Annotated in this window: 20 protein-coding genes; 8 read left to right on the top strand and 12 right to left on the bottom strand. The window is 59.3% G+C overall.

Annotated features, from left to right (window positions below; all coding sequences use genetic code 11):
- From QEH54_RS00005 to QEH54_RS00015, 3 genes are all read left to right on the top strand, one after another.
- Positions 1–215: hypothetical protein (locus QEH54_RS00005; protein ID WP_309016550.1), on the top strand; the 215-nt coding region annotated here is incomplete at its 5' end.
- Positions 216–243: 28 nt separating this feature from the next.
- Entirely contained in the window at positions 244–1,029 is a 786-nt protein-coding gene (gene map / locus QEH54_RS00010; RefSeq protein WP_309016551.1) for a type I methionyl aminopeptidase, read from the top strand.
- A gap of 114 nt (positions 1,030–1,143) precedes the next feature.
- On the top strand, positions 1,144–1,941 hold the full coding sequence (locus QEH54_RS00015; protein WP_309016552.1) for an AraC family transcriptional regulator: 798 nt from the start codon (positions 1,144–1,146) through the stop codon (positions 1,939–1,941).
- A gap of 10 nt (positions 1,942–1,951) precedes the next feature.
- On the opposite strand, the gene QEH54_RS00020 is transcribed toward QEH54_RS00015, so the two are convergent.
- The 3 genes from QEH54_RS00020 to QEH54_RS00030 form a co-directional block, all read right to left on the bottom strand.
- Positions 1,952–3,133, bottom strand: a complete 1,182-nt coding sequence (locus tag QEH54_RS00020) for a cellulase family glycosylhydrolase (protein ID WP_309016553.1) — start codon at positions 3,131–3,133, stop codon at positions 1,952–1,954.
- 127 nt (positions 3,134–3,260) lie between these two features.
- Positions 3,261–4,142 carry an MYG1 family protein gene (locus tag QEH54_RS00025; protein ID WP_309016554.1) on the bottom strand — a complete coding sequence of 294 codons (882 nt, stop codon included), beginning with the start codon at positions 4,140–4,142 and terminating at the stop codon, positions 3,261–3,263.
- Positions 4,143–4,224: 82 nt separating this feature from the next.
- Positions 4,225–5,052 carry a hypothetical protein gene (locus QEH54_RS00030; RefSeq protein ID WP_309016555.1) on the bottom strand — a complete coding sequence of 276 codons (828 nt, stop codon included), beginning with the start codon at positions 5,050–5,052 and terminating at the stop codon, positions 4,225–4,227.
- A 906-nt stretch (positions 5,053–5,958) separates the two neighbouring features.
- Here QEH54_RS00030 and QEH54_RS00035 point away from each other — a divergent pair.
- The gene (locus QEH54_RS00035; protein WP_309016556.1) at positions 5,959–7,380 is read left to right on the top strand and encodes a hypothetical protein; all 1,422 of its coding nucleotides are present in this window, start codon (positions 5,959–5,961) and stop codon (positions 7,378–7,380) included.
- A gap of 34 nt (positions 7,381–7,414) precedes the next feature.
- On the opposite strand, the gene QEH54_RS00040 is transcribed toward QEH54_RS00035, so the two are convergent.
- Positions 7,415–8,866, bottom strand: a complete 1,452-nt coding sequence (locus QEH54_RS00040; RefSeq protein ID WP_309016557.1) for an alpha/beta hydrolase — start codon at positions 8,864–8,866, stop codon at positions 7,415–7,417.
- Between the two features lie 284 nt (positions 8,867–9,150).
- Here QEH54_RS00040 and QEH54_RS00045 point away from each other — a divergent pair, with 284 nt between their 5' ends.
- Complete coding sequence (locus tag QEH54_RS00045; protein ID WP_309016558.1) at positions 9,151–11,238, top strand: TonB-dependent receptor; 2,088 nt, start codon at positions 9,151–9,153, stop codon at positions 11,236–11,238.
- Positions 11,239–11,300: 62 nt separating this feature from the next.
- Here QEH54_RS00045 and QEH54_RS00050 read toward each other — a convergent pair whose 3' ends face one another.
- From QEH54_RS00050 to QEH54_RS00065, 4 genes are all read right to left on the bottom strand, one after another.
- Positions 11,301–13,232: an ATP-binding protein gene (locus tag QEH54_RS00050; RefSeq protein WP_309016559.1), complete on the bottom strand. Its 1,932-nt coding sequence runs from the start codon at positions 13,230–13,232 to the stop codon at positions 11,301–11,303.
- 2 nt (positions 13,233–13,234) lie between these two features.
- The gene (locus QEH54_RS00055) at positions 13,235–13,825 is read right to left on the bottom strand and encodes a YfiR family protein (RefSeq protein WP_309016560.1); all 591 of its coding nucleotides are present in this window, start codon (positions 13,823–13,825) and stop codon (positions 13,235–13,237) included.
- 160 nt (positions 13,826–13,985) lie between these two features.
- Positions 13,986–15,647 carry a Na/Pi cotransporter family protein gene (locus QEH54_RS00060; protein WP_309016561.1) on the bottom strand — a complete coding sequence of 554 codons (1,662 nt, stop codon included), beginning with the start codon at positions 15,645–15,647 and terminating at the stop codon, positions 13,986–13,988.
- A gap of 81 nt (positions 15,648–15,728) precedes the next feature.
- Positions 15,729–16,058, bottom strand: a complete 330-nt coding sequence (locus tag QEH54_RS00065; protein ID WP_309016562.1) for a helix-turn-helix domain-containing protein — start codon at positions 16,056–16,058, stop codon at positions 15,729–15,731.
- Positions 16,059–16,228: 170 nt separating this feature from the next.
- Between QEH54_RS00065 and QEH54_RS00070 the strand changes: the two genes are divergently transcribed.
- The gene (locus QEH54_RS00070; RefSeq protein WP_309016563.1) at positions 16,229–17,293 is read left to right on the top strand and encodes an alkene reductase; all 1,065 of its coding nucleotides are present in this window, start codon (positions 16,229–16,231) and stop codon (positions 17,291–17,293) included.
- Here QEH54_RS00070 and QEH54_RS00075 read toward each other — a convergent pair.
- From QEH54_RS00075 to QEH54_RS00085, 3 genes are read right to left on the bottom strand one after another with little or no spacing between them, the layout of a single operon-like run.
- Positions 17,290–18,063, bottom strand: coding sequence for a class I SAM-dependent methyltransferase (locus QEH54_RS00075; protein ID WP_309016564.1), 774 nt, complete (start codon positions 18,061–18,063; stop codon positions 17,290–17,292). The two genes, QEH54_RS00070 and QEH54_RS00075, sit on opposite strands and share 4 nt — an antisense overlap.
- Before the next feature lie 11 nt (positions 18,064–18,074).
- Positions 18,075–18,878: an RNA methyltransferase gene (locus tag QEH54_RS00080; protein ID WP_309016565.1), complete on the bottom strand. Its 804-nt coding sequence runs from the start codon at positions 18,876–18,878 to the stop codon at positions 18,075–18,077.
- An 11-nt stretch (positions 18,879–18,889) separates the two neighbouring features.
- Positions 18,890–19,042 carry a hypothetical protein gene (locus tag QEH54_RS00085; protein ID WP_309016566.1) on the bottom strand — a complete coding sequence of 51 codons (153 nt, stop codon included), beginning with the start codon at positions 19,040–19,042 and terminating at the stop codon, positions 18,890–18,892.
- A 169-nt stretch (positions 19,043–19,211) separates the two neighbouring features.
- On the opposite strand from QEH54_RS00085, the gene QEH54_RS00090 reads away from it, so the two are divergent.
- Positions 19,212–19,787 carry a thermonuclease family protein gene (locus tag QEH54_RS00090; RefSeq protein ID WP_309016567.1) on the top strand — a complete coding sequence of 192 codons (576 nt, stop codon included), beginning with the start codon at positions 19,212–19,214 and terminating at the stop codon, positions 19,785–19,787.
- Between the two features lie 126 nt (positions 19,788–19,913).
- On the opposite strand, the gene QEH54_RS00095 is transcribed toward QEH54_RS00090, so the two are convergent.
- Positions 19,914–22,421 carry a glycoside hydrolase family 9 protein gene (locus tag QEH54_RS00095; RefSeq protein ID WP_309016568.1) on the bottom strand — a complete coding sequence of 836 codons (2,508 nt, stop codon included), beginning with the start codon at positions 22,419–22,421 and terminating at the stop codon, positions 19,914–19,916.
- A 473-nt stretch (positions 22,422–22,894) separates the two neighbouring features.
- Here QEH54_RS00095 and QEH54_RS00100 point away from each other — a divergent pair, with 473 nt between their 5' ends.
- Positions 22,895–26,560, top strand: a complete 3,666-nt coding sequence (locus QEH54_RS00100; RefSeq protein WP_309016569.1) for a BACON domain-containing carbohydrate-binding protein — start codon at positions 22,895–22,897, stop codon at positions 26,558–26,560.
- The last annotated feature ends 14 nt before the right edge of the window (positions 26,561–26,574 follow it).

A 26,574-nucleotide genomic window follows, 5' to 3' on the forward strand; every position in this document is an offset into this window, starting at 1 on the left:
TCGGACTACCTCTCGAAGATAGCGAAGCCAAGGCGGCCACAAAAGGCGGATATTCCTTAGAAGTGTTAATCCACCACGTTACAAAAAAGAGTTGCAGCCCTGGGGGCATGGCGATGGGGAGGGGCGAGGCTCTGGGGCGAGCTGGGGGGCTCAGTTGTGAAGCGGATGTAAATGCGGCCGAAGGTTTTGCGCTTGAAACCGTTATTCTATTCTAGAACAACGGGCTAGCATCCCGGATTGATCATGATCGTACGCAACGAAGAGCAGAACAAAGCAATCAGAGAAGCCGCGCAGGTCGCAGCTACCGTGCTGGACCGCATGGTGGGTCTGGTGGCTCCGGGAATGAACACCTACGATCTGGATCAAGCGGGCCGTCGATTCATCGAGGAGCTCGGAGCGGAGAGCGCCTGCTACAAGTACAAGGTCGGCTCGCGCATCTACCCGGCGTTTACCTGTCTGTCGGTCAACAACGAAGTGGTGCACGGCATCGGTTCTCTGGAGCGCGTGCTGCAGGAAGGCGATGTGATCAGCGTCGACGTATGCACGCGCTACCGTGGCTACATCGGCGACAACTGCCGTACGGTGCCGGTAGGGCGGGTGGAGCCCGAGGTCCAGCGCTTGCTCGACGTGACGGAAGAGGCCATGTACGACGGCATCCGCAACGCGGTGGCGGGCAACAAGGTGGGCAAGATTTCCAACGCGGTTCAAAAGAAGGTGGAGCGGGCGGGCTTCAGCGTGATCCGCGATTTCGTGGGTCATGGCGTGGGCAAGAGCCTGCACGAGGAGCCGCAGATCCCCAATTTCGGACGTCCGGGAGATTACCAGCGATTGAAGAAGGGCATGGTGCTCTGCATCGAACCCATGGTGAACATGGGGAGGCATGGCATCGTGATGGGCGAGGACGGGTGGACAGCCCTCAGTTCCGATGGCAGTGTGTCGGCTCATTTCGAGCACACGGTTTTGGTGGGCGAGGACGGGCCGGAAATCATCACCGTGCCCGAAGGCAAGGTCGCCCCCGCTTTGGGCTAGGGTGGGCCTGGCGAGTCGAATGGACGTTCTAGGGAGGAACTCCGAGCGCGATTCGAAGGGGAGCGGAGCTTTCCGGGGTTTTGAGAAATGTCTGCGGCGCGGCCGCGTCTTCTCATGAGTTTTCCGATCGATACTCTACGCATCGACGAGCTGTTTCGCTTCGAAATGCCTGCTGGCGGGCAGCCGAATCCCATCGGGATCCCCCCGGGCATGATTCGAGTGGAGCTGATGCTGGAGGGAGGCGGCTGGATACTGGATGGAAACTGCTCTCGGCGAGTCGAGCCTGGCGATCTCGTTCTCAACCAGCAATGGGACGAAACGATCTATAGAGCGTATCCGGAAAAAGGCTACGTCTGTCTTTCGATAAACATCCGATTGCTACCAGGGGTGGACCGGGTGGCGTTGCCCCGGTTTTGTCGCTGGGTCGACGGGGAAGAGCACGCTTCTCACTTCGCGAAACGCTGCGAGGCGTTGTTCGAGCTCCAGGGCTTCGATCAAGCGACGCTGGAGCGCATGATGCTGGGTGAAATCTTCTTTCAAGTGGAGGCTAGCGGCTACTGGGATGAACGCGGCGAGATCCCGGTCGCCCTGCGAAAAGCGATAGAGTATTTGGATAGCAACTACCTGGACACCGTTTCCCTCGCTTCGCTAGCCAAGGTGGCGGGCTATTCGCGCTCGCGCTTTCACGAGCTCTTTTTGAAGTATGTAGGGGTGACTCCACTACGCTATCAGCGCGGGCTGCGACTGCGTCGAGCGAAGCAGCTAGCCTTGCAGACGACGCAGCCCATAAAGTGGATAGCGGCGGAATGCGGGTTTTCCTCCGCGGCAAGCTTTTGCTCAGCCTTCGCCAAGGAGGTGGGCATGACGCCCGCCGAGTATCGGCGGGCGCGCAGTCAGCTGAGAGGGGGGTGACGGCAGACGCCTATTGCGGGCGCGTGCCTGTGAGGACCTCGATCATATCGAGGTCGGGCGCCCCGATGCTGGTGATTTCCGAATGCCACTCGAAAATGCCGAAATCTCCTTTGTACTCCCAATTGGCCCAAGCGACGTCGTTGTCTTCGAGCACCTTGAGCAGGTCGCGGTAGTAGGCCAGGCGTTGCTCGCGTGGCACGGTGGGCAAGCAGCCGAACTCGCCGCAATAGAGCTGCAGGCCGAGTTTGCGCGCGTGTTCGATGGCGGGAGCGAATTCCGCCGCGAGACGTTCCGGGCCCCAGTCTTCTCGAGCGTTGTTGAGCAGGTCGGCCAGCGCCGGGTTTTCCGCGACTAGGGCGTCGTACACCTCTTGGGTGATGGGCGCTCCGGGGTAGCTGACCGGTCCTTCGTAGACTTGGAAAGGAGTCCAGTTCGCTTTGTAGTGGGTGAAGGCGAGTGGAGCGTAGACGTGGGTGCTGAGGATGATGTTCTTGTCGTTCTCAGGTATCCGAAGCTTGGGTACGTTGACTGGGATCTGCCACATGTTGGCTCCGATGACGATGACCCGGTCGGGCTCCAGTTCGCGAATGGTCTTCAAAGCGGTTTCCACCAATCGGTTCCAGTCTTCATGGTCTTCCGCCACCGGCTCGTTCATGATTTCGTAGGCGACGAGGTCGACCGGGTAGTGATGGAGGCGGGCTGAAAGGTCGCGCCAGAGATCGAAGAAGCCTTCTTGGGCGGCGGGATCGGTCCAGAGGGTGTTCTCCAGCCCTTCGTTGGCGGCGTTGAAGTGGTGGGCGTTGATGGTGTGCAGGTCGACGACGATGCGCAGATCGTGGGCTTGGCACCATTCGATCGCTTTTTCCACGTAGGCGAAAGAGGCCTCGATGGGATTGCCTTCGGCGTCCCACATTTCCTTTTCGTCCAACGGCAGCCGCACATGGTCGTAGCCGATGCCTGCCAGGTACTGAATATCGTTTTCCGTGATGAAGGTTTCTCGGGGGGACCAGCCAAAGTCCTGCGAGAGCCAATGGCTCAAGTTGATGCCGCGTTGAATGGCGAAGCCGGAGGGATTGAGGGGAGCCTTCTTCCCTGAGGTTTCAGCCTCGATTGAGGTGGTCGCGATGCCGATCAAGGCGATGATCGCGAACAGGTGTCGCGTCATGCGCGCGATTGTGGAGCGTGGTTTCATATCTCGGGAGTACGGGTTGTGTTTGATGGGGGAGCAGCGATTGCGCCTCACAATGGCAGCGGAGCCAACCGTATTCGATATCGCGATCGTCCGATAGGTTTTCTCGAATATCCGAAGCTCGGTCGGATCAGGTGGTCTTGAGGCCCAGCAGCAGCAGCTGGCGCAGGCGCTTGGGATCGGTGGCGGTGGTCTTGGCGACGAAGCCGCTCTTGTGGGCGAAGTGCACGTCGCTCTCCCCCTCGATTCGGGTGAAGTCGAGCAGTGGATGATCGTTGTATCGAGAAATCCCATACCCGGTATTTCTCCGGTCGGGGTAGATCGTGCCGATGGTTTGGCCGTCGATGGCTTTTTGGCGCAGGTAGTGTCCGATCCCCGCCGAGGGCTCTTCCGGCAGGGGATCGACCCGTGGCAGAAAGAGAACGAGGTTCGCCTGGTCGGGGGCTTCGTCGATCTTCCAGATCTGGCAGGATCGGTCGATTTCGTTCAACCGTTGACGCAAGCCGCTGAGGTACTCGACCAGATCTTGCCCGACCATGCGCATCATTTCCCAGACCGGCTCTCCAGGCTGGTGGGACGGGGAGGCGGCGAATCGCCTCAGCAGGGAGACGTCGATGGGCGAGTTGAGTTTTCCGATGATTTCCCGTTCCACGCCTAGCCATTGGGCGGTCTTGTTCGCGCCGCGGCAGTCGAACCACTCCGCCGGCTCGAGCCACTCGCAGAACTGTTTAGCGTCTTCGTAGAGCCCGTAGTACTGCAGCACCAGCGAGAGGGCGCAGGAGGGAGCGGCGTCGCGGGGAAACTGGTGGTGGTCGAAGTTTCCGTTTTCCGGTTCGTGCGAATCTCCCACGTCCACGATGGCGACGTGGGGGTCGGCCAGCTCGTGAGGGGCCGGCTCTTTGCGCAGGATGGGCGCGGGATTGAAAGCCAGCAGGAGGCAGCAGGCGAGCAGGTCGTCCTTGTGGGCGCTGCCGGGATGGGTGAGGATGTGGGTGAAGGTCGCTTCGCTCATGGATGAGCGAGGCAGGCTAGCGGGGCCTTGGCCCTTGGCAACGGCAAAGCGGTGCGTGGGCGAGGGCGTCGGGGCGCGGCGCTCACTCCTGACTGGAGATGGGCGTTTCGTATTTCTTGAGCAGGGCCAGCTGCTCCTCCGCTTGTCGGCCGATTTCGTCCAATCCTTCGCGGATTCGGGCGGGAGGGGTATCGTCCCAGGATTTCGAGAGTCGCCAGGAAAGGTTGCTGATCAGGGCCAGCGGATCGCGCAGCTTTTCGATGAGTACGCTGGAGAGGTCGGCGGTTTCGCCCGATTTCGCGGAGCGTTTCGCGAGGGAGTTTTGCAGGTCCTCCAGTTCGCGAAGGCTAGCCTTGAGTTCCTTTCTGAGCTCCTTCTTTTCCGTTTCGAGGGACTCGGCTCGGCTTTCCAGGCTGGCGATCTGCTTTTCGGCTTCGCGGGTCGCTTCCTGGGCGTCTTTCACAGCAGCTTGGAGCTCTTCGATGTCGCTCGGCGAGAAGGCGGAGTAGCGCTCGACCTTGTGCACTTCGTCCTCCATGCGAGCGACTTCCTGCTCCAGGTCCACCAGCTTGAGGGCGTGGCTTTCGATGAAGTGCTTCAGATGGTCCTCCTCCTTGTTCATGCTCTTCTTTTTGAAGGCGAAGGTGTTCGCTCCCAGCTTGGTCTGGTCGACGAGATGCTCGAGCGGCGAGACCAGGCGCGTCTTCAGGCGCTTGAGGAGGCCCAGGTCGATGGCGACGATGGCGACTAGGGCGAGAATCCAGAGCAGGTCGGCGGGAACGTGGATCTGGCTGGAGAGAAGCTCGCGAGTCTCCTGAAGCTGCGGAAGGGCTGCGAATGCGAAGAGCGCCGCTTTGGCGACGAGGCCGATCTGGAGGTGGTTTACGAGAATGCTGTGGGATTTTTTCACGGGTGCGTTTCGACGGAAGGTCTGCAAATCGAGAGGTCGTAAGGAAAGAGTGGCATGTCTCAGGGTCAACCGGATTAGGTCCGGCCAGAAAGACCGTCAGGGCGGGGCCTTTTCGCGAGTCCTGGCCAGTCTGCGACAGCGAGCAGCGATCGGTGTTTCGCGCCTGCCGACCCCCGACCCGCTAGGTCGAAATCGAGCGCCAGGCGCCGTCCCTAAAGCGAAAACGGCGGTTCGCGGCGGGCGATTGCCAATAAGCGCCGGATAGGCGCCACAATTTCTCCCTTAAGGGTGCCTTGTGAAAACACTAGCGCGAGGATACACGTAGTAGAAAAGCGGACACATGGGCGGGCACTTTTATTGACGGGTGCGTAAGTGTTTGTTGTAAGGGGTCTTAGACGCCTAGGGTATAGCTAGACAATTAGGTGGTTGCGTTGGTTGCGCTATTTTTGCGTCGTTTGGCCGATGCCGGACTTGCGTCGTTAAGTGATAGATAGACAAGCGCTTGCGGAGGTAGGTCGCGGTGGCAAGGCCCGCTTCGGGCATGAGTTTTTCTAATCACGTGGGAGGGCCTGTGGAATAGGGTGTGCTCGACACGTGGGAAACTTCGATCCACGCCTATGAGCCACGCGGCGATCCCTTTCCGCGATTCGACATATCCGAAGACTCGATTCGGAGACCTTTCATTCCTGAACCCAACAAGACCCGATGGCGGGCGCTTAGGTCTGGCCTAATTGCCGCGCGGGCTCTCCTCCTATGTTGTGCCAATCTCTTGCTTTTTCTCTTGTCCTCAAATTCAAATTCTCTGCTCGATCGCTTCTGAGGTCCTTGCATTTCGGATACGCGAGGAGGGGGCTTGTCGCCTCGGGAATCTTGGCGGCCGTCTCCTTCGCGGAAGCGAGTGTACGATTGAGTTGGAGCGACAACTCCGACAACGAGCTCGGGTTTCATGTGGAGCGTTCCACGGATGGAATCCGTTTCGTTCGTATCGGCATAACGGATGCGAACGTAAATCAGTTCGAGGACAGCGCCGCCGCTGAAGGGCGCAACTACCACTATCGCGTGCGGGCCTTCAATGAGTATGGATTTTCTGGGTACACCAACACGGTCGAGGCGATTGTGGAGGTGGTGGAGGATGCGATCGGTCAGCCGCTCGAGGATTCGGTTGATTTCGAAAGAGAGTTCACGAATGCGATGATTGGCGGTACGGGCATGCTGGGAAGTTACGTGACCGATGAGGAGACCAATGCTCATCTGATCAGCGCGTCGGGGCCCGGCTTTCGACCGTACGAGGACGTCTTGGGTTACGCCTATAAGGAGGTGGAAGGGGACTTTCGCATCGTGGCGAAGGTAACGGATATCGAATCGCAGGTCTCCTACAACAAGGCCGGGCTGATGGTGCGTCAGAGCCTTAGCCCGGATTCGCGCCATGCGGCCATCACGCTCAATGACCGGGGGCGCTACCTTGCGGTCTGGCGGGATCGCGACGGGGAGCATGACGTCGGCAGGACCGTGGTTTCCTCGAGGCGAAGCGGTTACGTCTCCGTCGAGAAGTCAGGCGATGAGATCACGCTCAAGGTCTCGGACGATGGCAGCCGCTGGAGCACGGTTGTGCGGAGGGAGATTCGGTTTGAAGGTCCGTTTCTGCTCGGAATCGTCATGTCCGCTGGCAGCGAGGACTATTTGAGCGAGGCCCTGGTGACCATTTTGTCGGACTCCGCGAACGGCCCTGGAGAGGTTCGTCATCCCACGCAAGGCGAAGCTCAATCCGGGCAGGAAAGCGATGCCGAGGGCTTGACCGGGGCGGTGATCGGACCGCTCGCCGAGGAGGGGCTCTATCTTTTCGACGAGGAAACCAACCTGCATGCGATCAGCGCGGGCGGTCCCGGCTACCAACCGTACGACGACGTCTTGCGCTTCGCGTATCGAAAGGTCTCTGGCGACTTTCGCTACGTGGTGCAGGTGCATGACTTCGATCTGAACGGTCTGTTCTGCCGCGTGGGCATCATGGTCAGAAACTCCTTGGAGCGGGATTCGGCTCACGCGTCGATGAATTTCAATGGCAGAGGGCAGTTCGAGGGGATCTGGCGTTCGCGTGCGGGGCAGCGGGACGCCACCGGCGTGATGGCCTGCGGGGGCGATCCCTATCTGGCGATCGAGAAGAAGGGCGATCGGATCGAGCTTCTGGGTTCGACCGACGGCGAGAGCTGGCGATTGCTCTACGCTCCAGACATCGACTTGTCGGAAGACTTCTTGCTCGGGATCGTGTTGTCCGGCTACTACACGGACACGCTGGTGGAATCGATCGTGGAGGAGCTCTCTCTCGACTAGTTTCGCCCTCGATCACCCGCTCCCTTTCGGCCGCCTAGGTCGCGGCCTTCAGGGCGAAGACCTTCTGGCTGGGCAGGCGCATCAGGGTGACGTCTATGATGGTGGTGCGAAAGCTCTGCATGACCGCTTGCAGCTCTTTCGAGCTGAGGCGCAGATTGACGGGGATGTAGTCGATGTCGTCCGAGTCGTCCTCGTGGGCGGTTATCTCCAACCGCACCGCGGCCGCCCGGTCGAGCAGGTCGACCCAGCTCTTGCGTCGCTTGTCGTAGCGCTGCGTGCGCAGGTAGAAGGTCATGGTGCCGGGGAACTTCTTGTTCTTGTGCCGATCCTCCAGCATGCCCTCCATCTTGTTTTTGCGAATCCCGAGGGGGGTGGAGCGAAAGGTGATGTCGAAATCCTTAATGCCTTGTCCGAACTGGTCCCGGAGGCGGAAGATCAATTGGGCGTGGCCTTCGTACTGGCTTTGCTTGTTCCACTCCAGGAAGCTGGACTTCAGCGTCTTGGCCGATTCGAAGGTTTCGCCTCGGGCGGATTCGAAGCTTTCGACGATCTGGTTGTATTCGCTTTTATCGTACGACGCGCTGAGAGCTTCCTTGATCCGAGGCAGGATGGACTTGCGATTTTGGCTGCCGGTCACGATGCCGATCTCGTCGCCGAAGTGAGCGGTTTCGAATGCGATGAAGAAGGGAACGGCTTGCCGTTGGCTGGCGAGCTGGGAAAGGTCGTAGGTGTAGAAGGAGGAATCGATGGTCTCGTCCTTCAGGCGCTGGGCCACGAGCTCGCGCAGCTTGCGCACTGTGATCTGGCGCGCTTCGTCGGTGGGGGTGACGCTGATGTAGTTGAAGTTCAGGTTCCCCGCGCTGGTGCGCACGGTGTTGTCGGAGGAGTCCTCCTTCAGGTAGCGGATGGGGATGTGGCGCAGGGATTCCGGGGTTTGGGATCCTATGAGGCAGAATTCCTGCACCTGATAGTCGTGGTACATGTCGTTGCCCGGCTGGAGGAAGTGTCGATGCAGGTCGATGGTTTTCCATGAGCCGAATTCCAACTCGTCGAGGATTCGGATGCCGCGACCGGTGCCGTGCAGGATGAAGCGCCCCCAGCGGGCCAGCTGTCCGCGCCCGATGTGGGCGAGTCCGCTGCCGAAGTTGGCTCCGGCGAGGTGCACCAGGTTTTGGATGGGGCAGGGCTTGGGGCTGAAGAGTCGGATCCAGTTTCGGGTGACCAGCGCTCCGGTGCTGTGGATCACCACGTTGAAGCCGTCGGCCAGCTGTTGCCCTTTCGCTTTGATGGCGCGGTCCATGGCGTAGCTGACATCGTCGATGGTGACGCCGTCGCTGAGGGAGATCCAGCGGCTGAGGTCGATGTCGACCACCGCGTCGGCTCCGAATTCCTTTCTGAGGTCGGAAGGCAGGGTGCCGTAGATTTCTTCGACGGAGGTGCTGGCGCCCTCGGATGAATACCCGTGGATGAGGAGGATGGGGAGCATGGTTGGATAGGCTGAGTGTTGGACGGCTGAGCTGGGCCCGTTCCGGCGAACGCTGTCCGGAGGCGGCTCGGATGGAACGCGTGAAGCGTATCAGCCGGGCGGGGCCTGTGTCGAGGCGCGAGTGTGGCATTGGGAACCCTTCGAGGCTCCCGCGGTAGGAATGCGGATGGGAAAAGGGAAACACGTATCGCTCGGGGGCGGGAGCGGGTCTTTTTGTGAAACCTACCCTTGTCGTGACGCGATGGATTTCTCATCCTTGCCGAGTTTCTAGACCTGTTTATTTCATGATTGGCCGAAAGTCGCGCGTTTTAGGGGTATTTTCGAGTTTTCTTGCGAGCGCCTCGCTGGGCTCGGACGCCTTTTCCCAGACCGATGTCGACATCGCCAGCATGTCGCTCGACGAGCTGATGGGGGTGGAAGTCACTACGCCGGGCAAGGTGCCGGAGGAGATTCGCGACACTCCGGCCAGCGTCTATCTGGTGACGCGATCGGATGTGGAGGCCTACGGCTATCGCACCCTGACGGAGGTGTTGGAGAACGTGCCCGGGTTTTACAACATAGACAACTACACCGGCGTCAGCGGCAACTTCGGCATAAGGGGGTTCTGGAACGGGCGCTCGCAGAACAGCAGCGTGGCCATCTTGCTCAACGGGGTGCCTCAGTCGCGGCTGGATGTTTGGTCCAACCCGATGGAGTCGCTGAACATCCCGGTGGAGGCGATCGATCGGGTGGAGGTGTCGCGCGGGCCGAACTCCGTGATTTACGGAAACGGAGCGGCCTTCGGAGCGATCAACATCATCACCGACAGCTCCTACGCCGACGATCAGGTGAGCGTCTCGGTGGGCGGCTACCACACGCGCTCCGCGGCGGCTCGCTGGTCGGAGTTCGGCGAGGATTTCCACGTCATCCTGAACGCGGGCTACTACGAGACTGGGGGAGTCGATGTCGATCTCACCGAGCTGGTGGGGCCGCAGAATCAGGCGGTGCTTCCGGCCTTTGGCGTGACCGAGGAAAACCTGTCTTTGGACGGGAAGCTGGAGAAGGCCTACAGCCAGATGCATCTCAGCGCGGCTTGGCGGGATCTCTCTTTCGAGCTGACGCACAACGAGGCGGAGGTAGAGTCCTTCTCGGGCTATCCAGCCTTGTTCGAGGGAAACCAGCGCTTCACCCGCAACACCCGCATGACGCTGGGGAGCGAATTCGAGCTCGGGACGGCCTATCGGCTCAGCACCCATCTGATCTACAACACCTTCGACTTGGGCGAGAACTACGACGCCCTGTTCGAAGGCTTTGTCGGATTTCACGGAGCCGACTACAACAGCTGGGAACTGGAGTCGCTGCTCAGCTACGCGCCTTCGGATCGGTTTAGGCTGATCGGCGGCATCAATCTGCAGCGCCTGCAGAACTATGTGGAGCTGACCGACGTGCCGGCGATCGGCCTGGCCAACGAGACGGTCCTTATCGACAAGCGTGACACCCGAGCCTTTTTCACCCAGCTCAGCTACAGCATTTCGGATGCGCTACGGCTGGTTGCGGGCGGGCGCGTGGAGGAGCTCAAGGAGCACGGCCGACGCATCACCGCGGACAACGCTGACGACATCTTCGGCGTGAAGGGCGGTCATGAGAACTTCATGCCTCGCGTCTCGCTCATCTACCAGGCCTCGGACGCTAACGTGCTGAAGCTGATGGCGGGAGACGCGATCAAGTTCCCCAGTTTCACCGACGTGCTTGTATCGTCGGAAAAGGTGAGGACGGTGGAAGCGAACTACAGCTACGCAGCCGATTCCATGTTGCTAAGCGGCAGCGTCTTTTGGAACTCGCAGCGAGACCTGATCACCGACGAGCTGCGCTTTCTGCCGAACTACCTGGTGGATACGGATCGCCGAACGGGGGGCGAGGTCGATACCTTCGGGGTCGAGCTGCTCGCTCGGTTCGAGCTGACGGAGGCCTATCGGGCCGAGTTCGGGGCGACTTGGCAGGATTCGGACTACAAGCCGCACCCGGAAGGCATCATGAGCTACTCGCCGGAGTGGGTCGGGCATGCCAAGCTGTCCTATCGCAAGGATAACTTCACCCTGTCAGGACTCTATCGATACGTGGATAACATGTATTCGTTCTACAACGTCAACGCCGACGAGCCGGCGGATCGCCCGGACGGTTTCTTCGGCGAGCCGGTCGACGCGTATTCGGTGGTGGATCTTCACGCTCGTTGGGACGATCTATGGGAGGGCGTTTATCTGAGCCTGCACGTGAACAATGTATTCGATACCACGATACGCTATCCCAACAATCCGATAAACGGGCGATTGCTGGATCGCGGCCACCTCGCCTACGAGCGCATGCTCAGCGTGAAGGCGGGGGTGGAGTTCTGATCTGGTCGATGGGGCGACGCGGCAGGCGAGTTTCGGGAGCGACGCGTTCCGCAGGGCGCCTTTCAGCCGCGGCTGGAGGTTGCTCCCAGCCACTTCTTGAGGATGTGGTTGAGATTTGCGGTGTCGAAGGGCTTGGATAGAAAGTCGTCCATGCCTGACTCGTAGCTCAGCTCGCTTCCCCGAGTGGTGACGTGGGCGGTCATAGCGATGATGGGCGTGTTTTTGTTTGGATTGTCGCTGGATCGGATCGCCCGAGAGGTTTCGTATCCATCCATGCGGGGCATCTTGATATCCATGATGATCAGGCTGAAGTCCTCTTGCTCGGCCAATTTGACGGCTTCCTTGCCGTTGCGGGCCCTCGCTACCCGATGGCCGCAGGAGTTGAGCATGGACTCGCCCAGTTCGAGGTTCACCAGCTGATCGTCGACCAGAAGAATTCGTTTGTCCGACTTGGATTGCTGAATCGGCGTGAGCGGTTCCAGCTCGGGGTCGGGATCGCTCTCGGCACTGAGCTCCACCGGCAGCTCGAACCAGAAGCAGGAGCCGTAGTCCTTTTCGCTTTCGAAATCGAGCGAGCCGCCCATGGCCTCTACGATCTTTCGGGTGATGGCGAGTCCGAGCCCCATGCCGCCGTACTCGCTGGAGAGGCCTTCGTTGAGCTGTGTGAAGGGCTGGAACACCTTTTCCCGGTCGGTGGAATCTATGCCGATGCCCGTATCGGTAACCTCGATACGCAGGCGATGCCTTTCGCCTCGGCGTCGCAGGTGGGTTTTTAGGACGACGCTTCCTTTTTCGGTAAACTTGATGCTGTTTGAAATGATGTTTAGCACCACTTGCTGAAGCTTCGTGCGATCGATGGACAGGGTGCGGGTTTGCTCGAGCTCGGGCGGATCGAAATGGTGCTCGAAGGTTAGGTCTATCCCCTTTTCCGCGGCGCTTTGGCTGAGCAGGATCAGGGCGTTCTGGCAAAGGCGGCAATAGTCGACTGGTTCGGGCGAGAAGCTCACGGCTCCGCGTTCGAAACGGCTGTAGTCGATGACGTTTCCAATCAGTTTCTGAAGGTGCTCGGCGTACTGCTTCACCAGGGCGATCTGGCGTTTGTCCTCTTGCTTGTTTAGCTTTCGCTCGAGGATCTCGACGTATCCGATGATTGGATTCAGTGGGGTGCGAAGCTCGTGGCTGATGACGGAAAGGAAATCGTCCTTGGCCCGGCTGGAGGCCTCGGCGTTTTCCTTGGCTAGGAGGATCTCCGCCTCGCGGCTTTGTATGGTCTCCATCATTTCGTTGAAAGCGTCCACCAGCGTGCCGGTCTCGTCGTTGGCCAGGCGCGGTTGCCGCTTTGAGAAGTCGTTTTCGGTGGTGATGCGTCGGGCGGTTTTGGCGAGCTCCAGGATCGGCTGGGACACCTTGCGCCCTAGTTTGGTGGCCAGTATGATCGCCAGGGATACGGAGAGCAGCAGGAGAGCTGCGAAGATCCACGCTCTGGCGACTAGGAAGGAGGAGAGTTCGCCCAATTCCGCGTGAAGCGCCACCCGTCCGATTTCGATGCCGTCGCTCATGACCGGCACGTTCACGTAGAGGGCGTTTCCCTCGAGTCCGCTTTCGACATCGAAGGGTGGGATCAGCCTTTCGGTATCGTCCGAACTGGGGTTGCGCTCGTAGGCGGCGAGGATCGATCCGTCCCGAGTGTAGACCACCGCGGTGATGACGTATTCGCGTTGGCGGAACGCGGAGATCATGTCCCTTGCGTCGTAGACTTCGTCGAAGACCACGGAGGTCTCCAGATTGGTGGCGATGATGCGGGCGGAAGCCTGGTACTCTTCCAGAAGCCGAGTGCGGAAAAAGCCGAACTCGATGAGAAACGAGGTCAGCATGGAGAGCGAGACCACCAGCAGGCTCACCGAGGAGATGATGATGCTCAGCTTCTTGCGCAGCGAAAGTTCGCTGAACTGGCGGGAGAGCAACCTGCTGTTTTCCTGAGATGGGCTGTCCATTTTCATTCCTCGACGATTCTGCTGGCGAGCCGCAGGAGCTTCGCTCGGTACTCGATGCCGCGTTGGCGCGATGTTTTCAGGTCGATCTCGAATGAGAGCTTACGCTGCCGCTTGATGAAGTTTACCATGCCGCCCATTTCCAGGAAATCCTCGAAGGCCCCGATCAGCACGATCGGCTGGCCCGCGGTGCGTAGGACGATTCTAGGGATCGCGGTCAGATCGGGCTCGCTGAAGTAGATGGCCTGAAGCCCTCGCAGCTGCTCCGAGGAAATGTCGCGATCGATCAGCCTGACTTCGAAGCGCGAGCGGAAGGTTTCGTTTTGCAGCAGCGACTGGAAGGCGGTCAGGCTGTCGGAGTCTTCGAAAACGCCGATCTGGATGGGGTGGGCCTCCTGTGGCCATTCGGTGAAGCTGAGCACCCGAAGGGTCATCGCGGCCTCGATCTGTTGCTGCGGCAGGTCTTGGGCTGGGAGCGTCCAGGCGACCAGGCAAGCGATAAAGGAGACGAAGGCTGCCGCAAATCCGCCTCGGCGCGGCCGCGATTTCGCGGTCTTGTTTGCCGAAGAATCGGTTCCTGCCAGTTTTGAGCTCATTTCAAAACACGGCCTAATGCTTGGATTCATGTTGTTCAGGACGTTGTTGGGCTAGGCAGGGGTCAGGCTTTGGCATTTCTCTGGTAAGCGCAATGCTAAGAAGGGGCTTCGCGGGTCAATGCGCTCGGATTTGCGCAAGAGCGAAGCGGTCGAAGCGCGATCATGGGCTGTTCAGGCTTTCCTGCTCCGCGAGGGCGAGTTTTGCGACGCGCCGTACGTGATAGTGGATACGCTTCAGATTGCTGATGAGGTCGGATTCCAGGCGAAAAAGATCCATGCGGTCGGGCGATCTGCCGAGCAGGCGATCGTGCAGCGACGCTTCGGCTTGATCGGCAAGCTGTTTGAACGAGGCTTTGCTGGCGAGCAGTCGCTTCGCTTGTTCGACGGACCTGTTGGTGGTGACCATCATCGCGAGACGCATGTCCTCAAGCAGCGCCTGGTGAAGTTGTTCGATGGATACCAAAGTCTCTTCGCTGATGTTGAGACCCGTTTTTATCCGGTCCTTGCCGAGACCGATCACGTGACTGTCGAGGGCGTCTCCGATGTTCTCCCAGGCGTTCACGATCGCGATGATTTCGCGGATGCGCGCTTGATCCTTTCGTGAGAGCTTTCCAGCTGGGATGCGGGCGAGGTAGTTGAGGATCGCCGTCTGCAGGGCGTCGATGTCGTCGTCTCGAGTGGAAAGGGCGTTGAGCTCGCTGAGGCTGCCGGTCGTGGCGGCGATGGGTACCTCCTCCGAAAGACGCACCGCGTAGCTGGCCAGCCTTCCCGCTTCCAGGCGAGCTCGATCGATGGCCATGCTAGGCGTATTCAAGAAGTAAGCGTCGAGGTAGATCGGTTTCGCCTCGTCGTCGACCGACTGCTGGCGGTCGGGGGCGAGGCGGCTGGCAAGCTTGCTGATCGGACCGGTGAAACCGATGAAGAGGATCAGGTTTATGCAGTTGAACAAGGTGTGAGCCATGGCGATCTCCCGGGCGATCGTTCCCTGCTGGGAGCCAAGCATGGCGGCGGCGGCGCTGAGTTGAGCGAGCTGGGGAATGAAGGCGTACCAGATGGCTACTCCCAGCACGTTGAAGATCACATGGATGAAGACGATGCGCCAAGCGGCGATCGGGCGGCCGATCGCTGCTAGGGCCGCGGTGATGCAGGTGCCGATGTTGGAGCCGAAGGCGATGGCGATGGCGCTCTCCAGCGTGAGCAGGCCTTGGGAAGCGAACACGATGGTCAGGCCGATGCTGGCCGCCGAGCTTTGCACCACCGCGGTGAAGACCAATCCCACCAGGATTCCCAGCAGCGGGGCGTCGAAGCCCTGCATCGCTTCCATAAACGGCGGGTAGCTGCGCAGCGGCCGCGTGGCGTCGCCCATCTCCTGCATGCCGAAAAAGATGGCTCCGAGTCCGAGCAGGAAGAGGCCGAACTGGGAGAGCCGCTCGTATTTCTTAAGCAGGTGGATGGCCAGACCGATGGCTAGGAGGGGAGCTCCCGCCTCCGAAATCTTGAACGCGATGATCTGTGCGGTGAAGGTCGAGCCCACGTTGGCTCCGAAAATGACTCCGGCGCTTTGAGCGGTGGATATCAGACCGACCGACGAAAAACCGACCAGAAGCACCGTCGTTACGGAGGAGGACTGCACGACTGCAGTGATGGTGGCCCCGGAAAGCGCGGCGGCGAAGCGGTTGCGGGTGAAGGAGGCCAGCAAGGCCTTCATGCGATCGCCCGCGAGGCTGTTGAGCGCCTGGGTCAGCATGCTCATGCCGAGGATAAAGATGGCGAGGCCGCCGATGAGTTGGATGAAAATGGGTCCGAGAGCCGGGTCGTCCATGAGAGGAGGATTGTTTTCGGCAGAGTAAGCGCTTGGAAGCTAATGTCATGCGAAAAGTCCCCGATCTTCGCGGCCTCCCGCCTATGGGACCTCGGAAACGTCGCGCCCCGACTCCTTGGTCACCAGCTCGAGCAGACCCGGAAAGCGTAGCTCCACCTCCTCTTCCCGCAATGAGGAAAGGCATTTCGTGCCATCGGCGCGAGACTTGATAAGACCTGCCTGCCTCAAGGTTTCGAAGTGGTGGGAGCCCGTGGCCTTGGAGACCTCCAGCGGGATCTCGTTGCACGCTAGCTCGCGCCCCTCGGCTTCCTTGAGGATCCGCACGATCCTTTGCCGGCACGGATCCGAGAGGGCGTGCAGGACTTCGGAAAGCGAAACCTCCGATAGATCTGGATGGGTGAAACGTTTCATGTCGCGGCGTACGGAGGAATCGACCCGCCCGGGGCCTATCCCTGCTCATAGTTCGATGACATTCGAAATAACCATTGACCTTATGTCGAACTCAATCCTTAAAGTTCGAAAATCATCTAACAATGAATCGCGAACGAGCGCGGCTCGTCTTGTGAAGGAAGAGAGGAATTATGAAAACGTTATTTGAACCGTTGAAAGTGGGCGCCTGGCAGCTCCAAAATCGGATCGTCCTGGCGCCGTTGACGCGGCAGAGAGCTGTGGAGAACCGAGTGCCTAACGAACTGATGGCGACCTACTATCGCCAACGAGCCGACGCTGGCCTGATCATATCGGAAGCCACGAGCGTCTGCCCGATGGGTGTTGGTTATCTGAATACGCCGGGCATCTGGTCCGAGGCTCAGGTCGAGGGGTGGCGCAAGGTGACCGATGCGGTGCATGCGGCGGGTGGGCTGATCGTCCTGCAGCTTTGGCATGTGGGCCGCATTTCGCATTCGAGCCTGCTTGATGGGCAGATGCCGGTGGCTCCCTCGGCGATCGCGGCCGACGGTCATGTCAGCGGTATGCGTCCAGTGACGCCTTTTGAGACGCCCCGGGCCTTGGAGACGCAAGAGGTCGCAGGCGTGGTGGAGGCCTTCCGCGCTGGGGCGGAAAACGCCAAGAAGGCTGGCTTCGACGGTGTGGAGATCCACGGGGCGAACGGCTACTTGCTCGACCAGTTCCTGCAGGATAGGACGAACCGGCGATCGGATCAGTATGGCGGCTCGCTCGAGAACCGAGCCCGCTTGCTGCTCGAGGTGACCGATGCGGCGATCGGAGTTTGGGGCGCGGATCGAGTCGGCGTGCACATCGCTCCGCGAGGAGATGCCCACGACATGGGTGACAGCAATCCGTCGGAAACCTTTGGATACGTGGCCGAGCAATTGGGACGACGCGGCATCGCGTTTCTCTGCGCTCGCGAATATCAGGGCGAAGACAGCATAGGTCCCGAGCTGAAGCGTCGTTTCGGCGGGGTCTTCATCGCCAACGAACAGTTCACGGCGCAGTCTGCCGAAGCTGCTATCGAGGCGGGGGACGCCGATGCCGTCGCCTTTGGCCAGCTCTTCATCGCCAACTCCGATCTGGTGGAGCGTTTCCGTCAGGGCGCTCCCTTGAACGAGCCAAATCCCGATACCTTCTACGGAGAAGGGCCGGAGGGCTATATCGACCATCCCCGATTGGATGACGTGATGGCTTAGCTGGCTTCGCCTCTTTGTAGGGACTTCTCGAATACGTAGAGATAACCGTGCCAGGAGTCGCCCGCGCCCGGGTGGCTCCAGAGCGCCTTCAGGTTCAATCCCGCTCGTCGTTCGCAGAAGTCGGTCACGCTGCGGCGGGGCATCGGGTTCATCTCGAAATAGGGCTTTGCCAAGCCGAGGAGCTGGGCGACGTTTTTTGTCGCGTAGTGCAGGCGCTTTCGTGCCATGCGAAAGGCCCCCGCGTTTTGGGGCGACGCTCGGTTCAGATGGCTGGGAAGCTGGAACGCGAAGTGACCGCCGGGCCGAAGCGCTCGCGATATCTCGAGGAAATAGCCTTTCATGTAGCGTCGCGGCATGTGCTGAAATACGATGTCGGAATAGGCGAAGTCAATCGAGCCGCTCTCAAGGCAGGAAAGGGAATCGCTCGTATTGACGATGAACTTACAAGACTCTCCACGGCCGCTATTTTCCTTCGCCGCACGTATCATGGATTCGGATATGTCGATGCCGATGCAGTGGCCGAAACGGCGAGATAGCGGGAACGTCAGTCTGCCCACCCCGCAACCGAAGTCCAGGGCGGTCGCGCCGCGCATCGGGATGCCAAGCGCCGCGAGCCGCTGATGGAGGTCGCGGATCTCGTCTTCGCCAGTTTGATAGAACTCGTCGGGATCCCAGCCTCCGCCACGTTTGCCCTTTTCGGAAAGCACTGTCCATAGCGGGTCTTCGCTCGCGAGCGCTTCGAAGTTTTTCTGAATGCGTGAAAGGCGCACGGGCGTGACGGCTATGGGCGCTGGCGCACCGCTTCGAAAAGGGTGATCAAGGTTGCCATGGCCACGTTTAGAGAGTCCGCTTGCCCGGCCATGGGGATGCGCGCTTTCTGATCGCAGGCTTCGAGCCAAGTGTCGGAAAGCCCGAATTGTTCGCTGCCCATCACGATCGCGAGCGGTCCGTCCAGCGAGATGTCCGTATAGAGGAAGTCCGTATGGGGCGTAGTGGCCACGGTCCGAATGCCTCGATCGCGTATCCATTTTATAACTTCGTCGGTGCTGGCGGAGACCGTAGGCATGGAGAAGAGTACGCCGGTGGAGGAGCGCACGACGTTCGGATTGAAGAGGTCTGTGACGGAGTCGCAGCAGATGACGGCGTCCACCCCGGCGGCGTCCGCCGATCGCAGGATGGTGCCTAGATTGCCCGGCTTTTCGATGGCCTCCACGATCAGAAGAAAGGGCGGGTCGGAAAGGGCGAGGTCGGTCAGGCCGTAGCTCCATTGCTTGATGACGGCGAGCAGGCCTTCCGGACGGTCGCGGTAGGCGACCTTTTCGAAGGCGTGTTGGGAGAGCTCGAACAAGCGAGCCCCGTGACTCGCCGCTTGGGAAAGTAGGGCGTCTTCGTTTTCGCCGAGAAAGCAGTTTCGGCAAAAGTAGATTTCCTGCGGGTAGACCTCCTTTTCCAAGGCTCGGGAGATGGCTCGATACCCTTCAGCGATGAAGACGCCTTGCTGGTTTCTCGCCCGGCGGTCGCGCAGCTTCACGAGGTTTTTCACTCTCGGATTCTGTAGACTGGTGATGGTTTCGGCCTCGATCATGCAATGCACCCCTAGTTTGCTCGCCTGCTCCCGGGAGCAAGCTTTTTCACCGTTCGCGTGCCCTTCGGCGGCTCGGGCGCTGCGATGAGGTGCCGGTCGCCGGGAGTGACGAGGGCGGTCGCCATGGTGAAGGGAATCGATGGATACGAGACTGTATGTTCCAAAGCGCTGTGCAGAAGCGTCTTGCGAAAGTCTATCTCGGCCCGCCGCGATCGAATCGCTAAAGGAAACCGGCGCCTGCGCCGTAGGGAAAGGTATCATTATAACCTTGATAGGTACGCTTTTACGGATAAAACTTTACCTCCAAGGTGCCCACCCCCGCTTGATATGACAATGATTCCCATACTGATTGTCGTAGGATTCGTGATCCTTGCGATGTACTTTCTCTTGAATAAGAATTCGGAGGAGGATGAGAGGGAGGGAGTGGTGAGAGACGTTTTGAGCAAGGATGCGTTGTCGGTGGATTTTGGCGACGGTCGCTCGGTGGTCGTTAAACTGCATGGCATAGGGCTGGCGAGCGACTCCGAGATGCTCGACGAAAAGATTTACTCGTTTTTCGATGAGAACGTCAGGGGCCAGCGCATCACCGTGAAGCCTCGTGTCGTGCAGTCTGCCGAGTTGATGAGCGCCGAGCTTTACAGCATGGGTGGCGAATACATCAACGCGATTCTGGTGCGTCATGGTTTCGCCCGTTGGATCGTTTCGGAAGCGCCCGGCGACGCAGCCCTGACCGAAGCCCAGGAGAAGGCGAAAATGGAAATGCTTGGGGTGTGGAATCCGGCGGTGCGCCAGTTGGCGGAAGACAAGATGAAAGCCGAATCCAAGGAAGGCATGAGCGACGATGAAATCGCCAACCTTTCCGTAGACCCCAGCGAAGAAGAGGAAGCGAACAAGCGTAACGAAGCTTGAACTGCGTCTTCGGCCCAAATCGCTTCTTCGGGCGAAACCGCGGACCGTTAGGCCCTCGCTTTGCAGACCGAGGAAAGCCCGTCCTCAAGCGACGGGCTTTGTCGGGTTCGCATGAAAGCTCGGGCGCTATTCCTGATTGAGAAGATAGTCCGCAGCTTGCGCTAGTATGATGTAGTCGGTGGTGCCGCCTCCGAGAACGTATTCAGTTTGCTGCCACAAAAAAGGCCAGGTCAGCAGCTCCGGGTAGTCGGGGCGGATGAGAGCTGTGCCCGAAGCGCTGCCGCCGGGGATGAAGGACCAGTCCGCTCGGTTGAGGCCGTATCCGACCTCGATCGAATTGGAGCCTACGCCTGAGACGAAGGAGGCTGTGTTGGAGCCGGGATGGCAGCCGAGCACGAAGGAAAGCGCGTTTAGCATCAGGTCGCGCGAAAAGAGCTCGGGATAGGCCTGATGCAGGAAGTATTGCTGGGCGCCGAATCTTTGAATACCCCAGCCAGCTCCCCAGATCCCCGGTTCGTAGGGAACGCCGTAGGGCGTCTTCCCCTCCGCTTCGCGCACGGTTTGGGCATAGCGTTTCGCCGCTTCGTGTAGTGTAGAAAGGAATACGTTGTCTTCGATCAGAGGCAGCGTTCGGCTGACGGTCCATCCTAGGTTTTCGAAACGTTCGGCGATACCGGCGGCCTGTTGCCTGATCGATTGAGCGTATTTCGGTTTTCCAGTTGTGATCAGGAGCTCGACCGCTAGCGGGATGCGCGAGATCTCGTTTTCGAATTCGATCGACTCGTAGAGCTCCTCGGCGAATCGAAGGCATTCCTCAGCGAGGGAATCGTTGTGGCCGCGCAGCGCCCGGGCTGCTGCGGCCAGGCCCGCTGCTCCGATCATTTCATGGCGCTCGGAACGTCGGGTCGTGAACACCCAGCGATCGTCGGGAGCTCCGCCGATGCCTAGTCCGATGTCTGGAACCTGATCTTCGGCCAAGGTCTGGTCGAAGGGGCGGTTGTCCGTCATGTTGACGGTGTCTCCAAGCATTACATACTGTGGAAGCGTCGGATTGATGATGCCGCGATAGAGCGTTCCCAGTTCACGGTAGCCAGCCGCTACGGTGATCGCTCCATGCTCGATCTGCTGAAGCATGTCGGGTATGCCGTCCGGTTTATGGATCTCCACGGTCAGGGTCTGCTGGTCGATGGTGGTGTTGTCGTAGTCCCGCCCGAACGCTTCGTAGGCGTGAACCAGTCCGAGCACCGTGCCGGCCTGCGACTCGATGCGAAGGTCATCGTCGCCCGCATCGTGCCATCCGCCTCGATTCAATCCCGGAACATGCTCCCCTGGTTTGAAATGGGTTCGCGCCTCGGGGCCTTGCTCGTATCCATCGAAATGGACATGATCGAGCGGGGCCATGCGAGCGTCGTCGAGATGACAGGCTCCGTGCCAAACGCGGTAGCGATCGTTGATGCGCATGTGGCACATCTGGGCGGGAAGGAAGTATTCGAGCGTCGGTTGCCAGACGTGCCGAGTGAAGATGTCCTTCGCGATGCGAAAGGCGTGGCTGCGCTGCTCGCCGTAGGAAACCACGTAGAGTCCTTCTTGCGTGACATCGGAGAAATCGAGACGAAGGTAGTCGTAGCGAAGAAACTGTCCCCAATCGCTCGATACAGAACGCTTCACCGTTTCAAGCGATCCGTCTTCGTCGAGTCGCGAGAGCTCGAGGGGCTTGCGCTCGGTGTCCCGCTTGTCCAGTTCGACGATGGCGTATTTGGGCTGTTTCGGGTGGTAGCCAACTTGGGAGACTTGTATGACTGGATCGGATTTCCAGTCGGGAAGGGCGTTCGGGGTGATCTTCCAGCGCAAGGCGTTTTCGACCGCGCCTTTTTCCAAGGTGGCGCGAACGATGTACCAGCCGTTGTCGTGAAGGCCTCTTCCATCCACGAGCTCCAGTTCGCCGCCCTGCATGCGTTGGATCCGCATGCGTTGACTGTCGTCTTCAGGGGCGATGGTGAGTCGATCGCCGGTGGCGAGGGCGTCGATCGCGTATGCCCCATGGTCGTCGTAGCGACCCGGACCGTCGGCCTGACGTGGGAAGATTCCCCATTCGCGGTCGTCCATGCTGTAGGATTTCCCGAAGAGAAAGCCGGGAAAGAGCTCCATCATGAAGGATACCTTCCCGTCCCATTCGGAAGGGAGCTGCTGGTCGAGGTCGACCTGCACGATGAAGCTCGAACCCTCTTCCGGAGAGACGCTGATGCTGTATGAGAATTCAAGATCTGGATACTCGATGGGATTGAAGCCGGTCCGGTTTCGGGCTTCGTCTGGATAGGCGAATCGGCAGCTTATGGTATCCGTTTCGGGGTCGATTTCGCGCTCGCCGATCTTCTTCGGGATGGGCGACCATTGTCCTGGGGTGCGATCGAGGCGGAGGTCGCCGTTGGTGGCGACGCGTTTCCCATTTTGAATGATGCTGACTCCACCCTGATGCCCCTCCGGGTAGTAGTCGTGGGCCAGCATCACGTTGAGCCCCGGCATCTCCAGGTACTCGAGCTCGTTGAGGCTTAGGGTATCCTTTTGGCCTTCTTCGGAAAGCGAAAGGGTAGAGAAAGCAAGGCCTAGGGCAGCAGTAGAGAGTACTTTTAGCATATGGGTGGTGGAGCTGTTTGGGGGTTGGAGGATACGGTACGCGATACTCCCTGCTTATCAACGCTGCAGCTCGCAGGCGCGAGGCCCCAGTTCGTTCATATAGTTGAATGGCGTCACAATGCCGCCCGAAAGCGTTCCGAGGCGCCTCTCTATTCGACGTTTTTGAAATAAAGGGTAAATGACTAGGCGTAAGGCAGTCCAAAAGCGAGGGCATGATAGAGGGTCCATTCCGTTCGGCTACGGAGCTTTTTAAGTGCCCTACGTGAAGGCTCTTAGCGCGGTCCACGAATTAGAGTTGTCTTTGGTTTTTGAGTACAGATAGCTAGAGCTGTTGCCCTTATTCATCTGAAGTATCCTCCGCTTGGAGATTGCCTATGCCTGTATCCAATTGTCGTGATTCGGTTCTCGTTCGCGTTGTGAAGCGCTTCGAAAGGAACATGTGGAAAAGGATCGTTGGACGTCGATTTGTATCCATGGTTTTATGTGCGCTTTCCTTCGCTCAGGCGACGGTGGGCGTCGCTCAGGAGTTGGTGGAGACTGGCCTTGTTTTGCGGCTCGAATCGAATGCAGGATTGATGCTAGACGGCGAAACGGTTGTCGGGTGGCAGGACGCTTCTGGTTTCGGCAACGATTTGGAAGCAGTAGGGGCCCCTCAACTACTCGAGGACGCGCTTCCTTCTCGAAGGGATGCCGTCGGCTTCGATGGCGTAAACGATGTTCTGCAACGTATTTCCTCCACAGATACGATAGCCGGCCTATCTGCTGGTTCGACGGATCGTTCGGTTTTCTTTCTGGTTCGGTACTACGGAGGTTCGGCCACAGCTGGCTTCAGCTATGGAAATGGAGCGGCGAATCAGGCTTTCGGACTGACGGCGAATCAAGGGACTGGAAATCTGGTTTTGCAGGGTTGGGGGGCGGCCAACGATCTGACGTCATCCGAAGTCGGATACGGAGCGGGGTGGATAACGCAAAGCGCGGTATTGGATTCTGGAGTGGCGACGCATTTCTTGAACGGAACCTCGATCGGTTCGCATTCCCACGTTTACAATACCGTGCTGAGTCGGATCGTGGTTGGAGAAGAGATATCCGGACTCGGAAAAGTCTCTCTGGATGTGGCCGCGATTCTGGTCTACGATCGAGCTCTTGACGAAACGGAGCGCGCTGCGGTGGAAGCGTATTTGAATTCTCGTTACTTGCAGGAGCCTTCTTCTCCTACCTTGCCAGATATCGAAATAACCTCGCCAGGGTTTGGGAGCGCATTGTCGGAAACGGCGGACGCCACCTTGTCTGCCAGCGCGAATGACGCGGAAGACGGAGACCTCTCGAGCGGGGTTTCATGGAACTCCAGCATCGACGGTGATCTGGGGAGCGGAGCATCGATCGTGACGAGCCTCTCGCCGGGCGTGCACCGTATCAGAGCCAGCGTCACGGACTCCGGGGGGAATCAGAGCGCCGCCCTAGTGGTGGTGGAGGTTGAGGATGATCCGGTGTATTGGCCAGGCGTGCAAGGGCTGGCGTTGCAGTTGGAAGTCGACTCTGGTGTCGCGATAGAGGATGGCTCTACGGTCGAGAGCTGGCTGGATGGATCGGGTAAGGGGAACGATGTGGCTCGAAGCGGCAAGCCGAGGTTTGGGAGCTCCACGACTCCGACGGGGTGGATCGGTATCCAGTTCGATGGCACGGACGATTCTCTGGAGCGCGATGACGGCTTTAGCGGCTTGCCAAGCGGAAACGGGAATCGCAGCGTGTTTTTGGTGACAAGATACGATGGCGGAACGGGCTACGGTGGTTTCGTCTACGGTCGGGCAGGGTTCAACCAAGCCTTCGGTTTGACGCTGAATGCGAGCTCCGACAAGTTGGTTGTGCAGGGTTTCGGTGGAAGCAACGATGTGATCTCCTCCCGAGCGGCTCTGGGGCAGGGATGGATTCTCCAATCTGCGATTCTGCGTTCGAGCGAGATCTCCCACTTTTTGAATGGTGAACTGATCGATCAAGCCACGAGAAGCTACGCGACGGTGCTGGACCGCATGGTTATCGGGGAGTCGATTTCCGGTGGCGAGTTCATTGATATGGATATCGCCGCGGCCTTGGTCTTCGATCGAGCTCTCGACGAAGGAGAGGCCGCCTTGATCGAAGGCTATCTTATGGCGAAGTATCTGGATTACGACTACGGAGCGACGATTGCGATCGATGCCGAGTCAGAGGTTTCCGAGTATCTGGAGGGGGAGACGGTCGTTCTCGGTGCGGTGGCGTATGATCCTCGGCGCGAGGAAATCGCGGATACCATCGTTTGGAGATCCGATATTGATGGCGAATTGGGCACGGGGCCTGACTTGGAAGTGGTCCTTACCCCGGGCTCGCATGTGGTCACTGCCACCGCTGCTGGAGCGAATGACCTCGTATTGGAGGATTCACGAACGATCGTGGTGCACGATCTCTCCGAGGACGGTCGCTTGGCCGCGGGGTTGGCGTTGCTTCTCGAGGTCGATCAGGGGGTCGGTATGGACGCCTTCGCTAACGTTCTTTCGTGGGAGGACCGTTCCGGAAACGAAAATCATTTGATGGCGCAGGGGGATCCGAGCTTCGAGCTCGACGCCACCCCGAATGGCTATCCAGCGATCGCTTTGGATGGTGTGGGCGACGCTCTTAAGCGTATTAAGGATGAAACTACGAACATTTCCGGTTTGCCCGATAGCGGCTCGGATCGGGATGTCTTTCTCGTGGCTCGCTACGACGGAGGCTCGGGGACAGGCGGATTTGGCTATGGCTCTGATTCGGATCTTGGAGGCTTCGAGCTCGGAATCAAGCAAAGCAATGGTGAGCTGACGCTCGATGTGCAAGGAGAGGGAAACTTGCTCAGTTCGGGGAGCCTCGCCAAAGGCGCGGGCTGGTTCGTCCACCGGGGAACGGTGTCGGACGGACGGGTCTCGCAGTCGAGAAATGGCGTAGAGAATAGCTGGTTTTCCCGAGATCTCGATACGGTGGTGGAAAAAATCGTATTGGGCACGGAGTTGGAGGAGCAAGCGAATCTCGAGATGTCGGTAGCGGCGATTATCATCTACGATAGGGCCTTGGGCGATTTCGAGGCGGACTACATGCAGTCGTATTTGGCGTCCAAATACTTCGGGACAGGGAACGAGGCGTCGACGGTCTTGCTTGATTCCGCGTATCAGGAACTGAGCTATCCGCCAAGCGATTATGTGTTGACGGTTTCCGCTGAGGAAGCATGGGAGGTGAAAGGCCTGCCTGATTGGCTGTCGGTCGATGTCGCGAGCGGCGAGGGAGACGCTAGCGTGACGCTTAGCGCCACCGAAAACGAGTCCGTAAATCCGCGCGTGGCCACGATTCGAATAGGCGACAAGAGCCATACCGTAGCCCAGTTCGGCGTTCCTTTCGTTGCCATAGAATTGCCGACCAAGGAGATGCGTTCGATCGGGCTGATTTATGAGCTGTCGGTATCTTCGAACACTGACTGGGAGGTCGAGGGCTTGGTCGACTGGGTTCAGGTTTCGCCGGCGCAAGGCCTTGGAAACGGGTTGGTGACCATCGAGGTTCTGGCGAATGAAACCGGTGTCGAAAGAAGCGTCACGCTGACGATCGGAGGAGAGCCGCATCTCGTCACCCAAGCTGCCCCGGCGTTGCCGGAAGTGACGCAGCAGCCGCAGGAAGTCGCTGTTTTCGAGTGGCAACGGGCAGATTTCAGGATCGATGCGGTGAGCCCGTATCCGATCGAGTACCAGTGGCAGGTTTCGCTGGACGATGGCCAAACCTGGACGGATTTTGAGGGATTGGATTCGGCGGTGGTCGCTTTGCCTCCACTGGGACTGACCTATGACGAGGCTTTGATTCGGTGCGTTCTTTTCAACGGCGACGGGGAAACGCTCAGTCAGTCGGCGCTATTGACGGTGGTGGAACGCCCGCTCATGGCGTTCACTACGGGGACTCAAGCGGAGATCGGATTCAGTGTAGAGATCTTGGATACGACCGCTAGCTATCGCTTGGAGATGTCCACGGACCTCGTTACGTGGGCGGAAGCGAGCGAAACGCTCAGCGGAGAAGAGCTGACCGAGCTGCTGCAGGTCGTTCCCGACCTGTCAGGTTCCGGCCGAATCTTCTACCGCGTGGTACGAGTGGACTGAGCGTTCGGACTCGA

The sequence above is a fragment of the Pelagicoccus sp. SDUM812003 genome (genome assembly GCF_031127815.1).
Lineage (GTDB): Bacteria > Verrucomicrobiota > Verrucomicrobiia > Opitutales > Opitutaceae > Pelagicoccus.